Source organism: Microbacterium sp. SWDP-B6 (assembly GCF_059803615.1).
Genome location: NZ_JAPFGV010000003.1, coordinates 138,183 through 151,165, shown reverse-complemented (window position 1 = coordinate 151,165; position 12,983 = coordinate 138,183). Strand labels below are relative to the sequence as shown.

The 12,983-nt window shown below is 68.5% G+C and carries 16 protein-coding genes; 12 read left to right on the top strand and 4 right to left on the bottom strand.

The window, feature by feature from the left end; translation table 11 throughout:
- Positions 1-8 precede the first annotated feature (8 nt).
- Both OPU70_RS06710 and OPU70_RS06705 read left to right on the top strand, forming a co-directional pair.
- Positions 9-1,394, top strand: coding sequence for a glycine--tRNA ligase (locus OPU70_RS06710; RefSeq protein WP_042541298.1), 1,386 nt, complete (start codon positions 9-11; stop codon positions 1,392-1,394).
- Positions 1,395-1,518: 124 nt separating this feature from the next.
- Positions 1,519-2,001 (top strand): hypothetical protein, encoded by a 483-nt coding sequence (locus OPU70_RS06705; protein WP_498557382.1) that lies wholly within the window; start codon positions 1,519-1,521, stop codon positions 1,999-2,001.
- Between the two features lie 18 nt (positions 2,002-2,019).
- Here the strand turns inward: OPU70_RS06705 and OPU70_RS06700 are convergent, their stop codons facing one another.
- The 4 genes from OPU70_RS06700 to OPU70_RS06685 form a co-directional block, all read right to left on the bottom strand.
- On the bottom strand, positions 2,020-2,445 hold the full coding sequence (locus OPU70_RS06700) for a DUF1801 domain-containing protein (RefSeq protein ID WP_042541300.1): 426 nt from the start codon (positions 2,443-2,445) through the stop codon (positions 2,020-2,022).
- Positions 2,442-3,014: an HhH-GPD-type base excision DNA repair protein gene (locus OPU70_RS06695; RefSeq protein WP_079113687.1), complete on the bottom strand. Its 573-nt coding sequence runs from the start codon at positions 3,012-3,014 to the stop codon at positions 2,442-2,444. The genes OPU70_RS06700 and OPU70_RS06695 overlap by 4 nt, the downstream gene beginning before the upstream one ends.
- A 36-nt stretch (positions 3,015-3,050) precedes the next feature.
- On the bottom strand, positions 3,051-3,440 hold the full coding sequence (locus OPU70_RS06690; protein WP_498557381.1) for a hypothetical protein: 390 nt from the start codon (positions 3,438-3,440) through the stop codon (positions 3,051-3,053).
- Positions 3,441-3,585: 145 nt separating this feature from the next.
- A complete protein-coding gene (locus tag OPU70_RS06685) occupies positions 3,586-4,893 on the bottom strand; it encodes a glutamyl-tRNA reductase (RefSeq protein ID WP_042541306.1) in 1,308 nt (435 codons plus the stop codon).
- Positions 4,894-4,954: 61 nt separating this feature from the next.
- On the opposite strand from OPU70_RS06685, the gene hemE reads away from it, so the two are divergent.
- From hemE to hemB, 10 genes are all read left to right on the top strand, one after another.
- Positions 4,955-5,977, top strand: coding sequence for a uroporphyrinogen decarboxylase (gene hemE / locus OPU70_RS06680; protein WP_498557380.1), 1,023 nt, complete (start codon positions 4,955-4,957; stop codon positions 5,975-5,977).
- Between the two features lie 99 nt (positions 5,978-6,076).
- Entirely contained in the window at positions 6,077-6,415 is a 339-nt protein-coding gene (locus tag OPU70_RS06675; RefSeq protein ID WP_079113683.1) for a metalloregulator ArsR/SmtB family transcription factor, read from the top strand.
- A gap of 107 nt (positions 6,416-6,522) precedes the next feature.
- Positions 6,523-8,061, top strand: a complete 1,539-nt coding sequence (gene hemG, locus OPU70_RS06670; protein WP_498557379.1) for a protoporphyrinogen oxidase — start codon at positions 6,523-6,525, stop codon at positions 8,059-8,061.
- A 203-nt stretch (positions 8,062-8,264) separates the two neighbouring features.
- Entirely contained in the window at positions 8,265-8,687 is a 423-nt protein-coding gene (locus tag OPU70_RS06665; RefSeq protein ID WP_042541310.1) for a hypothetical protein, read from the top strand.
- A 1-nt stretch (position 8,688) separates the two neighbouring features.
- Positions 8,689-9,096: a phage holin family protein gene (locus OPU70_RS06660; RefSeq protein WP_056374522.1), complete on the top strand. Its 408-nt coding sequence runs from the start codon at positions 8,689-8,691 to the stop codon at positions 9,094-9,096.
- Positions 9,083-9,364 carry a hypothetical protein gene (locus tag OPU70_RS06655; RefSeq protein WP_042541313.1) on the top strand — a complete coding sequence of 94 codons (282 nt, stop codon included), beginning with the start codon at positions 9,083-9,085 and terminating at the stop codon, positions 9,362-9,364. The genes OPU70_RS06660 and OPU70_RS06655 overlap by 14 nt, the downstream gene beginning before the upstream one ends.
- Positions 9,365-9,431: 67 nt before the next feature.
- A complete protein-coding gene (gene hemQ / locus OPU70_RS06650; protein ID WP_042541315.1) occupies positions 9,432-10,109 on the top strand; it encodes a hydrogen peroxide-dependent heme synthase in 678 nt (225 codons plus the stop codon).
- Between the two features lie 7 nt (positions 10,110-10,116).
- Positions 10,117-11,133, top strand: coding sequence for a hydroxymethylbilane synthase (gene hemC, locus OPU70_RS06645; RefSeq protein WP_042541317.1), 1,017 nt, complete (start codon positions 10,117-10,119; stop codon positions 11,131-11,133).
- Complete coding sequence (locus OPU70_RS06640) at positions 11,130-11,921, top strand: uroporphyrinogen-III synthase (RefSeq protein ID WP_056374518.1); 792 nt, start codon at positions 11,130-11,132, stop codon at positions 11,919-11,921. Before hemC ends, OPU70_RS06640 begins: the two co-directional genes overlap by 4 nt.
- Positions 11,918-12,895, top strand: a complete 978-nt coding sequence (gene hemB / locus OPU70_RS06635) for a porphobilinogen synthase (protein WP_475435179.1) — start codon at positions 11,918-11,920, stop codon at positions 12,893-12,895. Before OPU70_RS06640 ends, hemB begins: the two co-directional genes overlap by 4 nt.
- The last annotated feature ends 88 nt before the right edge of the window (positions 12,896-12,983 follow it).

The following is a 12,983-nucleotide window of genomic DNA, read 5'->3' as shown; positions in this document are numbered from 1 at the left end:
GAGCCACCGTGGCCGAACAGTCCCGTCTTGACAAGGTCATCGCCCTTGCCCGCCACCGCGGGTTCGTCTTCCAGGCGGGTGAGATCTACGGCGGTTCCCGGTCCGCGTGGGACTACGGGCCCCTCGGCACGGAGCTCAAAGAGAACATCCGCCGCCAGTGGTGGCAGACGTTCGTGCGCGGCCGTGGCGACATGGTCGGACTCGACTCGAGCATCATCCTGCCCAAGCGCGTGTGGGAGGCCTCTGGTCACGTCGCGACCTTCACCGACCCGCTGGTCGAGTGCCTGAGCTGCCACAAGCGCTTCCGCGCCGACACTCTGATCGAGGACTTCGAGGCGCGCAAGGGTCGCAAGGCGGAGAACGGCCTCGCCGACGTGCCGTGCCCCAACTGCGGCACCAAGGGCCAGTACACCGAGCCGAAGTCGTTCTCGGGTCTCGTGAAGACGTACCTCGGTGTGGTCGACGATGAGTCGGGCCTCTACTTCCTCCGCCCGGAGACGGCACAGGGCATCTTCGTCAACTTCTCGAACGTTCTGACGGCCAGCCGCAAGAAGCCGCCGTTCGGCATCGGCCAGGTCGGCAAGGCGTTCCGCAACGAGATCACCCCCGGCAACTTCATCTTCCGCACGCGTGAGTTCGAGCAGATGGAGATCGAGTTCTTCACGCCCCCCGCTGACGCGCAGCAGTGGTTCGAGCACTGGGTCGAGGCGTGCTGGAACTGGTTCATCGATCTCGGGATCGACCCCGAGAACATGCGTCAGTTCGACGTGCCCGAGGACGACCGCGCGCATTACTCCGCCGGCACCATCGACGTCGAGTACCGCTTCGGCTTCACAGGCAAGGAGTGGGGCGAGCTCATGGGCGTCGCCAACCGCACCGACTACGACCTGTCGAGCCACAGCGAGGCGTCTGGTCAGAGCCTCACCTACTTCGACCAGGCCACGGGCGACCGTTACACGCCGTACGTGATCGAACCGTCGTTCGGCCTCACCCGCGCCATGATGGCCTTCCTCGTCGACGCGTACCGCGAAGAGGAGGTGCCGAACGCCAAGGGCGGCACCGACGTGCGCACAGTGCTCAAGCTCGACCCGCGGCTGGCCCCGGTCAAGGCGGCCGTGCTGCCGCTGAGCCGCAACGAGCGGCTGTCGCCGCTCGCTCGCGAGGTCGCCGACACGCTGCGCAGCTCGTGGGCCGTCGACTTCGATGACGCGGGTGCGATCGGTCGCCGGTATCGCCGACAGGACGAGATCGGCACGCCGTTCTGCGTCACGATCGACTTCGACTCGCTCGACGACCGTGCCGTGACCGTGCGCGACCGCGACACCATGGCGCAGGAGCGCGTCTCGATCGACGAGCTGCACCAGTACCTGGCTGAGCGACTCAAGGGCGCGTGACGCGTCAGCTGCCGGATCCGTGTGATCCGGCAGCTGAACCGGTCAGGCGCGGGCGGAGGGCCCTGAGGAGAGACCGCTCCCTTGTCCCCTGTGGGCGAAGCCGGAGTTCTTCTATGCTGACCCCATGATCGAGCAGTGGAGCGAGTTCAACGTCGCGATGGCGGGCGCGACGGCGGCTCTGGCCGGTCTCGTGATCGTGGCCGCGAGCGTGAACATCGGCGAGATCGTGAAGTCACGCACGCTCACAGCGAGGTTGCTCGCAGGCATCGCCGCGCTCGTGCTTGCGCTCACGGTGTCGGCGCTGGGCCTCGTCCCACGCATCGACGGGGTCTGGCTCGGCACTCTGACGCTCGTGTCCGCCCTGCTCGCGTCGGTGTTCCAGATCCACGCGACGCGGCTGATCGCCCGCGATACCGACCCCGCCGATCGCGCCAGGCCGCTGAAGTATCTGGTGGGGTTCCTGCCGATCGCGGCGTACCTCGTCGCAGGCGTCTTCGTCGCCGTCGGTCATCCGGTCGGCCTGTACCTCGCGGCTGCCGGCTGCCTGCTCGCGATCGTGTCGGCGATCGTCGTCTCGTGGGTCGCGCTGGTCGAGGTTCTCCGCTGAGGGTTCCCGCGAACCGGATCAGCCGGTGACGGTCAGCTGCACCTGATCGGTGCCGCCCGCCTCGACCCAGGCCAGCGATCGCTCGAGGATGCCGCGGAGCACGTCGAGGTCGATCTTCTCGAGGTCCTTGATGTAGAGGCATCCGACGCCCGTGCTGTGCGGGCCGAGCTTCTCGAGTGCCTCGGAGTGTGCGTCGACGCCGTCGAACAGATAGATCGTCGTAGCCGCCTTGCGGGGGGCGAAGCCGAGGAGTCCGCTGTCGCCCTCGGTGCCGGTCGGGTAGCGGTAGTGACAGCTGCCGAAGCCGATGATCGTGCCCCAGGTCTGAGGGTCGCGGCCTGTGATCTCCTGCATCAGGGCGGTCAGGGTCTCGGCATCCCGACGTCGGACCGCCGGAGTGGATCGGGCGATGAGCCCGGCGACGTCGTCGCCGGTGGGCTTCATGCCTTCGCCTTCGCCGCGGCCTTCATGGCCTTCTTGTGTTCGCGCACCTTGGTGAGCGATTCGGGCGAGACGATGTCGGCGACGCTGCGGTAGGAACCCTCGGTACCGTAGTCGCCCGCGGCCTCGCGCCACCCGGCGCCGGTGAACCCGTACTGCTTGCCGAGCAGAGCCAGGAAGATCTTCGCCTTCTGCTCGCCGAAGCCGGGGAGAGCCTTGAGTCGCTTGAGCACCTCGGCGCCCGACGGGTCGCCTTCGGTCCAGAGTGCCGAGGCGTCTCCGCCCCACTGATCGACGATCTCCTGACAGAGCGTCTGCACGCGAGTCGCCATCGAACCGGGGAACCGATGCACGGCTGGGGTCGTCTTGAACGCCTCGAGGAACTCGTCGGGGTCCATCGCCGCGATGGTGGCCGCATCGGTCGCGCCGGTGCGCTGCTCGATCTTGAGGGGTCCTGCGAACGCCGTCTCCATCGGGACCTGCTGGTCGAGCAGCATCCCGACCAGCAGCGCGAGCGGGTTGTCGGTGAGCAGGGCGTCTGCGGCGGTGTCTCCGGTGATGTGAAGGGCCATACGTCCAGTCTGGCATCCCCGATGGCGGCAGCGGAGTCAGATGCGCTGCAGCTTCGGGAGCGGACCCTCGAGGCGTGCGATGGACACTCTCACGTCGGCGATATCGGCTTTGAGTTCGGTCTTCACGTCGGCGATCTCTGTCTTCAGTTCGACCCGGAGTTCGGCGATGTCGCCTTTGAGTTCCGTGCGGAGTTCGGCGATGTCGCCTTTGAGTTCCGTGCGGAGTTCGGCGATGTCGGCTTTGAGCTCGACCCTGAGTTCGGTGATCTGCGTCTCGACTCGCGTGAACCTCTCATCGATGCTGTCGAAGCGGGTGTCCAGTCCCCGGGATTGCTTCGCGAGCATTCTGGAGACTCCGCCGAGCACGGTCGCGGTGAACGCGAAGAGGGCGATGATGATGCCGATCACATCCGGATCCACGAGCATCCTCCCAGTCTGCGTTCGGGGAAGGGATTTGTCATGGGTCGACGATATGAAGCACGGACGATGCGTGCAGGCGTCGGAGCCGAGATCCTCGGAGCCGGGGGAGAGGGTCTCGGCCGAGGCTGATCGTGCAGTGAAGGTGAGGCCCTCAGGCGGTCGCTGCGTCGTCTGCGTCAGACGCCTGCGCGGGCTCGATCGGCTCGATGCCGTACATCGTCGAGAGCGCGGCGGCGAAGTCGTCTGCCCGGCCGGTGGCGGCGAGCTCGTGCGCTCGCGTGGTCGGCACGTGCAGCAGCACGCCGGTGAGGTGGCGCAGGGCCTGCTCGACCTTGCCGTCGTCGTCGCCCCTGGCGCGGGCTCGGGCGATCTCGGACTCGAGCAGTGCGAACATGTGCGACCGCAGCGCGACGACCGAGGGGGTGACGCTCTGGCGGCTGCCGACGACGTGGAAGGTGTCGGCGGCTTCGCGCACGACGGTGCGCGCGGCATCCGTCGCCTGCAGCTCCTCGAGCGGTGCGTGCAGGCTGATGGTCTCGAGGTCGAGCAGAGCCACGCCCTCGAGGGCAGCGACAGCGGGGTCGACGTTGCGCGGCATGCCGAGGTCTACGACCATCTGGTTGTGGGATGCGACGGGGCAGCCCTCAGGGGCGATGCCGGTCGGCGCCTGCAGGTGCTCGGGGGTGAGCACGGGAGCGGCGGCCGTCGTGCAGGTGATCAGCAGGCTCGATCGCGAGGCGACGCGCGCGTAGTCCTCAGCGGAGACCGGGCGGATGCCGTGCTTCGCGGCGAACTTCTCAGCGCGGCCCGAGGGCGAGTACACCGAGATGTTCACGGCTCCTCGTTCGCGCAGCGTCGCGAGGGTGACGGCTGCATAGGCGCCGGTGCCGACGAGCAGCACGCGCTCGGCCGACCAGTCGACGATGCGGCTGTCGGCGAGCTCGAGAGCGAGTCGCACGAGTGAACGACCGGCGCGGCCGAGCGCAGTGACGTTCTTGACCTTGCGCTGCGCCTGGCTGGCCCGCTGGAAGAGGCGCTCGAGCTCGGGGGAGGTCGTGCCCTCCTTGCGTGCGGACTTGAGCGCACGACGCACCTGGCCGGCGATCTCGCCTTCGCCCGACACGACGGACTCGAGGCCGGATGCGACCGAGAAGAGGTGCTCTGCGACACGGCGGCCGGAGTGCACCTCGTAGGCGCCGTCGAGTTCGGTGGCGCGGATGCCCGTGGACGCCTCGACAGCCTCGAGCACTGCCTCGACGCCGATCGCACCTGCGGCGGTGACGGGCTCGTCCATCTCGACGTAGGCCTCGAAGCGGTTGCAGGTAGCAAGAACGACCGCACCCTGCACGCAGGACGCCATGTCCACAACCGTGGAGGCGACGTCGTCGGGGGTGCGGCTCAGGCGTTCGAGCAATTCGAAGGGGGCGGTCTTGTGACTCGCCGTGACAACCAGCAGCACCTTTCGATTCTACCTGAGGCTTCATGCAGGTCGGCCCAGGGGCGGATGGGAGGATGGACGCATGCCTCTCTCCGACGCTCCGCTGCTGCGCGCCCTCACCGGCCCCCGACCTGAGCACGCCCCCGTGTGGTTCATGCGCCAGGCCGGCCGATCGCTGCCCGAGTACCGCGAGCTGCGGGTCGGAACGCGGATGCTCGACGCCTGCCTCACGCCCGACCTCGCCGCAGAGATCACTCTGCAGCCGGTGCGGCGTCACGGCGTCGATGCTGCGGTGTTCTTCAGCGACATCGTCATCCCGCTGCGACTGGCGGGCGTGGAGGTCGAGATCGAGGCCGGACGCGGCCCGGTGTTCGCGAATCCCGTGCGCACCGCGGGCGACGTCGATCGCATCACCTCCATCGATCCCCTCTCGCTCGACGGCTCCGCGATCGCCGACGCCGTGGGCATCGTCACCGCAGAGCTCGGGGAGACCCCGCTGATCGGCTTCGCCGGCGCTCCGTTCACGCTGGCCGCCTACCTCGTCGAGGGCGGCCCGTCGAAGGAGCACCTGCGTGCCCGCGCCATGATGCACGCCGACCCCGACTCGTGGAACCGTCTCGCGGGCTGGCTGGCGCAGGTCTCGCGCCGGTTCCTCGAGATCCAGCGCGACGCGGGAGCATCCGTGGTGCAGCTGTTCGACTCGTGGGCCGGATCCCTGAGCACCGCCGACTACCGCGCGTTCGTGGCTCCGCACTCGAAGGTCGCGCTCGACGGCATCGGCGTGCCGAGCATCCACTTCGGCGTGGGCACCGGGCCCTTCCTCGACGATATGCGCCTGGACGGAATCGCGGACGGCGTCGGCGTCGACTGGCGCCTGCCGCTCGATGAGGCCGCGGCGATCCTCGGACCCGACGTCTCGGTGCAGGGCAACATCGACCCGGCGCTGCTCTCGGCGCCGTGGTCGGTGCTCGAGACGCACGTGCGCGACGTGGTCGAGCGCGGGCGCGCGGCCAGGGGCCACATCGTCAACCTCGGACACGGGGTTCCCCCCGAGACCGACCCCGATCAGCTCACCCGCATCGTCGAACTGGTGCACTCGATCTGACAGAACCGGTGCACCCGATCTGACAGCCAGGGCCGGTTCGTTCCGACGTCATCATCTCGGACGCAGGACGCTATCTAGCATGAGTGCTATATTGCAAACATGACAGACAGTGCGTCAGACATCTTTGCGGCATTGGCCCATCCGACGCGTCGTCAGATCCTGCAGGACCTCAAGGACGGCGAGCTCGCGGCGGGTGAGATCGCCTCGCGGTTCTCGGCGAGCGGCCCCACGATCTCGCGGCACCTGAGCGTGTTGCGCCAGGCGGGCCTCGTCAGTGAGCGTCGCGATGCCAACCGCATCCTGTACTCCCTCGTCGGCGAGCGTCTCGCGCTCTCCGTCGGCGACTTCCTCTCGACCGTGTGCCCCGAGCAGATCGTGCTCCGCGAGGTGCGCAAGCGCGGCTCCGGGCGCGCCGCCACTGCGGCCGTCGAGGCCTGAGTCGGCGCATCCTCGACTGAGCGGCCCCTGGATGGATCTCCGCACCGTGCCCGTTTCTCCGGTCGCAACCGGCGAGGCAACCGGGTCGCGGGTGAAAGGATTGACGTATGCCGTCGAATCCCGCGAACCGTGAGTCGTCCCGAGCCGAGCCCGCCACGCTGGCAGCCCGCGCGGCCACGCGCCACATCGTCGTCATCGGCGGTGGCATCGGGGGGCTGATCGCGGCTCGCGAATGCGTCAAGGTCGGCATGCACGTCACCGTGCTCGAGGCGTCGGATGCCGTCGGCGGCGCGATCCGTCAGACCGAGATCGACGGTGTGGTCGTGGATGCCGGGGCGGAGAGCTACGCGACGCGGGGCGGACGGGTGCGAGCGCTCCTCGACGAACTCGGCCTCACCGATCGCATCGTCGCCCCGGCGGCAGGCAGCGCCTGGCTCGCGGGCATCCCCGGCGTCGGTGCCGCGCCGCTGCCGGTCGGCGGCATCCTCGGCATCCCGAGCAACCCGTTCCAAGAGGACGTGCGCCGCATCATCGGCTGGTCGGGAGTCTGGCGTGCCTACCTCGACCGCGTGCGCCCGCCCCTCACGATCGGCCACAGCCAGAGCCTCGGCAAGCTGGTGTCTTCGCGCATGGGCGTCAAGGTGCGAGACCGGCTGGTGGCTCCGGTGACGACGGGCGTGTACTCCGCATCACCCGAAGACGTCGATGTCGACATCGCTGCGCCCGGGCTCAACGCCGCCCTCACGCGCGTCGGTTCTCTGTCGGGTGCTGTGCAGGCTCTGCGTGACGAGAGCGCGGCGCGGGCGGCGCAGGCGGCTGCGGCGCAGGCGCCCGGTGCGGCCGTGGAAGGCATCGCCGGCGGCATGATGGTGCTGATCGAGGCGCTGGTCGCCGACATCGAGAAGCTCGGCGGCGTCGTCCGCACGGGCGTGCGGGTGTCTGAGATCGCGCAGTCGGCTGCGAGCTGGACGGTGAGTGCCGAAGAGCGAGCGCTCGCGGATTCGGATGCCGATGCGGAGTCGGCCACGGAGGCCCTCGAGTTCAGCGCCGACGGCGTGGTGCTGGGAACCTCGGAGGCCGGGGCACGGCATCTGCTCGAGAACATCGCACCCGCACTCGCCGAGACCGCGGCGGCGGATGCGCCGGAGATCGAGATCGTCACGCTGCTGCTGCGGGCCTCCGCACTGCAGGGTGCTCCTCGGGGAACGGGCGTCCTCACAGTTCCAGGAAGCCACACAGCGAAGGCGCTCACGCACTCGACGGCGAAGTGGGAATGGCTCAGGGTCGCCGCCGGGGATCGGCATCTGGTGCGCGTCTCCTTCGGCGCTCAGGGAGAACCGGCAGCCACCGCAGGCCTCGACGATGACGCGACTGCTCGACTCGCGCTCCGTGAGGCATCCGCTCTTCTCGGCGTTCCGCTCGCCCCTGGCGATCTCATCGGTGCGCACCGTTCGCGGTTCGTCCAGTCGCAACCCGCGTCGATCATCGGCTCGGGCGAGCGGCGGGAGGCGGCGCGCGCGGCCATCCAGGCCGTTCCCGGCCTCGCGGCGGTGGGTGCGTGGCTCGCCGGCACCGGACTCGCGCAGGTGATCCCCGATGCGCGCGAGGAAGCCGATCGGCTGCGGCGCTCTCTGATCTGGGACTGACACGCATGGGGTGGGGCTGCGTTCCGGGCGCGGCCGAGAGCGTGACGCGCACCCTGAGGTCAACCCGAAAGTCGCCCTGCTGTCAACCCTCTGCCTGACAGATGCCGAAATCGGCATACGGGGCTACGCTGGACACCTGGCAGGCGGCTCCGTGTCGTCGGTTCGCCCCAGGCGTTCACACCGGAACAACGTGAGGAGACCCCATGAAGGGGAAGATCGGACTCGTCGTAGGAATCGGCGTGGGATACGTACTCGGAACGCGCGCAGGACGCGAGCGTTACGAGCAGATCAAGACGCAGTGGCTGAAGGTCTGGAACCTCGACCCCGTGCAGGATCAGGTCGACAAGGTCAAGGGCTACGTCGGCGACAAGGCCGCAGCAGTGCCCGGTGCGATCTGGACCGGCGTGCAGAAGGTCGTCAAGTCGGCCAGCGGCGGCGACAAGACCGCAGGTCAGCGACTCGATTCCGCTGTCGCTGCCGGACGCAAGGCCGCTGACGACATCGTCGACGCCACCGAAGACGCTGTCGAAGAGGTCAAGGACGCCGCGAAGAAGGACGACGCGAAGAAGCCGGCGGCCAAGAAGCCGGCATCCTCGCGCTCCACCGCCGCGAAGTCTGGCAGCTGACATGCCCCGCGGATACCGCGATCGTGCCGAGGACAGCCTGCTGTCCCTGATCGGCGATCTTCCCGAGCTCATCAGCAGCCTCGTGAAGGCCGAGATCAACGCGGCCAAGACCTGGATCTCGAAGACGGCGAAGGATGCCGGGATCGGCTCCGTCTGGTTCCTCGTCGCGCTCTTCTTCCTGTTCTGGGCCGTGCCGGTGATCCTGGTCTTCGCGATCGCCGGGCTGTCGTCGTGGTGGCCGGTCTGGCTCTCCGCGCTGGCAGTGTTCGGAATCCTGATCCTCGCCGTGCTGCTGTTCGCGCTGCTCGGCATCCTGAAGTTCCGCAAGGTGCTCGCTCGGAAGAACCCCGCCCAGGCGGTGGGCGAGGACATCAGACTCGTGAAGGAAGCCGGCTATGACGAACTCTGAGATCACGAGGCCGCTGCCCAAGACGGCTGTCCCCGCAGGGATCGTCGATCCGGTGCAGTCCGCCCGCGCCGAGCTCAAGGCCGCGCTCGCGGCGATCGAGGTCAAGGGCAACTTCCCTCGGCGGATCGACAAGGCATCGAAGCGCGCTGCGGCGAAGGCGCGGGTCTTCGCCGACCGCAACCCAGCCGCCGCCATCGCCGGAGCGGTGGGAGTCGCCGTGATCGTGGGCGGAGCCGTCTGGGCGATCGCCCGCGCGCTTTCTCGCTGACCGGAGGCGCATCCTCCCATCCTGACTCGCGTTCGCGAGTGATTCACAAAGGGGGCAGACTGGATCCATGTCCGATGCACGCGAAGAGAACCCGTCCGGCTTCACCCTCTGGGCCGTCTGGCGACGAAACCCCGATGTCGCGGTCACCGAGTCCGACTCCACGGAACTCGAGACGATCGTCTCCTACATCGAGGATTCCGGAGTCACGGTCCGCGGCTTCTACGACGTCTCGGGCCTGAAGGCCGACGCCGACCTGCTGGTGTGGCTGCACGGGGACACTGCGGAAGATCTTCAGAAGGCCCTGCGGCGCCTGCGGCGCACCGAGCTGCTGCGCACTCTGCTTCCTGTGTGGAACGTCATGGGCGTGCATCGGGATGCCGAGTTCAACCGTGCGCACGTGCCCGGGTTCCTCCGCGGTGTCGAGCCGAAGGACTGGCTGTGCCTCTACCCGTTCGTCCGCACGCCCGAGTGGTATCTCGCACCGGAGGAGGAGCGTCGCAAGATGCTCGCCGATCACGGTCGCAAGGGCGCTGCCTTCAAGGGAGTCATCGCCAACACGGTCGCCGCATTCGCTCTGGGTGACTACGAGTGGATCCTGCCGCTCGAAGCCGACGAGGTCACCGAGCTGGTCGACCTCATGCGTGACCTGCGCTACACCGACGCGCGTCTCTACGTGAAGGAGGAGATCCCGTTCTACACGGGCCGTCGCCTCCGGTTCGACGAGATCGCGGACGTGCTGCAGTAGGTCGACGATGAGCACTCAGAGTCACACTGCCGTCCCGATCCGACTGGGCACTCGCCGCAGCGCGCTCGCGCAGGCGCAGTCGGGTCATGTCGCCGCCGCCCTAGAGAAGATCTCGGGGCGCCCCGTCGAGCTCGTGCCGATCACCAGCGAGGGCGACACGAATCGTGCGTCGCTGTCGGAGATCGGCGGCCAGGGCATCTTCGCCACGCGTCTGCGTGAGGCGCTGCTCGCGGGGGAGTGCGACATCCTCGTGCATTCGCTCAAAGACCTTCCCACCGCGATCCCCGAGGGGCTTGTCATCGCCGCCACTCCGGTGCGTGAGGACGCGCGCGATGTCGCGATCACGCGCGGGGGCACGCCGCTGCACGAGCTGCGCACCGGCAGCAAGGTCGGCACGGGGTCACCTCGCCGCATCGCGCAGGTGCACCGCAGGGCTCCGCACGCGGAGGTCGTCGACATCCGCGGCAACGTCGACTCGCGTCTGCAACGGGTCGCGTCGGGTGAGCTGGACGCCGTCATCCTCGCTGCCGCCGGCCTTTCGCGCCTCGGCACCGACTCGCCGCTTCGCCGTGAGGAGCTGGGGCTGTCCGAATGGCCGACCGCACCGGGTCAGGGTTCGCTCGCGGTCGAGACCCGGTCCGATGCTCCGGCTGAGCTCCTCGCCGCGCTCGCCGAACTCGACGACCACGACACTCGGCTGGCCATCACGGTCGAGCGCGGGATTCTGGAAGGACTCGACTCCGGATGCCAGGCGCCGATGGCCGCTCATGCGGTCGTGGACGGCGATGAGATCCGCGTCAGGACGGTCGTTTACTCGACCGACGGCGGTCGCCGGATCGGCCTCGACGTCACGGAGAGTCTGAACGGGGAGTATATTCGTCGGAACGGCAGCGGCAATGGAGCGGATGCTGCCGGTGGTGCAGACCCGATGCGCACAGCACGCGAGTTCGGGTTGTCTGTCGCCCATCGGCTGCTCGAGCAAGGGGCGGCCGACCTCGTCTCCCGAGAGCATTCCTCATCATGACCAATTCGAAGCAGGACCGACCGCTGGACGGCTGGCGCATCCTCGTACCCCGTGGAGGCCCGTGGGGCGACGGCGTCGCCGCCAGTCTCCGTTCCCGGGGAGCGGTGCCCGTCGTCGCGCCGCTGATCAACTTCGCGGCCACCACAGATCAGGCCGCGCTCGACGTGGCGCTCACCCGCCTGGCTGCCGGAGAGTACGACTGGTTGACGGTGACCAGTGCGACGACCGTCGACGTGATGTTCGCGCACCGCGCTGTGGTGCCGCGTCGTACGAAGATCGCGGCAGTCGGAGAGACGACCGCAGCCGCTCTGCAGGCCGTCGGGTATGAAGTCGCGATGGTGCCGGATGAAGACAATTCGGCTGCGGGCATGGCAGAGCAGCTCATCGCCCTCGAGGCCGAGCCGCGTCGCATCCTGGCTCTGCGCAGCGAGATCGCGAAGCCCGTGCTCAGCGTCCTCCTGCAGGAGGCCGGTCACGACGTCGACAGCGTCGTCGCCTACCGGACCGTGGGCGTGCCGGTCACCGACCGCATCAAGCGCGACGTCGAGAACGGACGCATCAACGCGATCCTGATCACGAGCGGTTCGGTCGCCGAGCAGGTGCGCGAGCAGTTCCCGCTGATCCCGGATGAGACGCTGCTGGCTGCGATCGGTCCGCGGACTGCGAAGGATGCCGACAAGGCAGGTCTTCCGATCACGGTCGTCGCCGATCGTCAGACGGTCGACGCGCTCATCGATGCCGTGTCGAGCTACACCCTCCCGCACGCGGCGGACGAGCTGGCGCCGTGAGCTTCCCCGACGTCCGACTGCGCCGACTGCGGCAGTCCCCTGCCGTCAGGGGTCTGGTGCGCGAGACCTCCCTCGAGCCGCGGCAGCTGGTGCTCCCGCTGTTCGTCCGTGAGGGACTCACTGAGGCCGCCCCCATCGGGTCGATGCCCGGAGTCGCGCAGCATTCGCTCGATTCTCTGCGTGCCGCCGCCACCGAGGCGGCCGAGGCGGGTGTCGGCGGTGTGATGCTGTTCGGAGTCCCCGCAGTCAGAGACGCGCAGGGCTCGGGAGCCGACGATCCCCAGGGCATCCTGAACGTCGCCACCGAGGTGCTCGCGGCCGAGGTCGGGGACGCCCTCGTGGTGCAGACCGACCTGTGCCTCGACGAGTTCACCGACCACGGGCACTGCGGCGTGCTCGCGCCTGACGGCACCGTCGACAACGACGCGACGCTCGAACGCTACGCGTCGATGGCCCTGGCTCAGGCTCGGGCGGGCTCTCAGCTGCTCGGCCTCTCGGGAATGATGGACGGCCAGGTCGCCGTCATCCGCGAGGCGCTCGATTCCGAGGGCTTCACCGACACACTGCTTCTCGCCTACGCCGCGAAGTATGCGAGCGCGTTCTACGGTCCGTTCCGTGAGGCCGTGGATTCGCAGCTGAAGGGCGACCGTCGCACGTACCAGCTCGACCCCGGCAACCGCCGCGAGGGCGTGCGGGAGGCTGTCGTCGACGAGGAGGAGGGTGCGGACATCGTCATGGTGAAACCCGCCATGGCCTTCCTCGACGTGCTGCGTGAGGTGCGAGACACCGTGCACATTCCGGTGTGGGCATATCAGGTGTCCGGCGAGTACGCGATGATCGAGGCCGCTGCCGCGAACGGCTGGATCGATCGCCGCGCGTCGATCCTCGAGTCGCTGCTGTCGATCCGCCGCGCTGGCGCAGATGTCGTCCTGACGTACTGGGCGACAGAAGCCGCTCGCTGGCTGCGCCCCTGATCGCGCTCCGTCGACTCGGCGAGGTCGTCTGAGTCCCTCCCTCAGGTCTGCGGACTAGCCTGGAGGGGATGCCGGGAGAGCTCCGTGC

Coding starts and splice junctions, on each gene's coding strand:
- OPU70_RS06705 (WP_498557382.1), top strand. CDS start 1,519: ATGATCGAGCAGTGGAGCGAGTTCAACGTCGCGATGGCGGGCGCGACG.
- OPU70_RS06700 (WP_042541300.1), bottom strand. CDS start 2,445: ATGAAGCCCACCGGCGACGACGTCGCCGGGCTCATCGCCCGATCCACT.
- OPU70_RS06695 (WP_079113687.1), bottom strand. CDS start 3,014: ATGGCCCTTCACATCACCGGAGACACCGCCGCAGACGCCCTGCTCACC.
- OPU70_RS06690 (WP_498557381.1), bottom strand. CDS start 3,440: ATGCTCGTGGATCCGGATGTGATCGGCATCATCATCGCCCTCTTCGCG.
- hemE (WP_498557380.1), top strand. CDS start 4,955: ATGCCTCTCTCCGACGCTCCGCTGCTGCGCGCCCTCACCGGCCCCCGA.
- OPU70_RS06675 (WP_079113683.1), top strand. CDS start 6,077: ATGACAGACAGTGCGTCAGACATCTTTGCGGCATTGGCCCATCCGACG.
- hemG (WP_498557379.1), top strand. CDS start 6,523: ATGCCGTCGAATCCCGCGAACCGTGAGTCGTCCCGAGCCGAGCCCGCC.
- OPU70_RS06665 (WP_042541310.1), top strand. CDS start 8,265: ATGAAGGGGAAGATCGGACTCGTCGTAGGAATCGGCGTGGGATACGTA.
- OPU70_RS06660 (WP_056374522.1), top strand. CDS start 8,689: ATGCCCCGCGGATACCGCGATCGTGCCGAGGACAGCCTGCTGTCCCTG.
- OPU70_RS06655 (WP_042541313.1), top strand. CDS start 9,083: ATGACGAACTCTGAGATCACGAGGCCGCTGCCCAAGACGGCTGTCCCC.
- hemQ (WP_042541315.1), top strand. CDS start 9,432: ATGTCCGATGCACGCGAAGAGAACCCGTCCGGCTTCACCCTCTGGGCC.
- hemC (WP_042541317.1), top strand. CDS start 10,117: ATGAGCACTCAGAGTCACACTGCCGTCCCGATCCGACTGGGCACTCGC.
- OPU70_RS06640 (WP_056374518.1), top strand. CDS start 11,130: ATGACCAATTCGAAGCAGGACCGACCGCTGGACGGCTGGCGCATCCTC.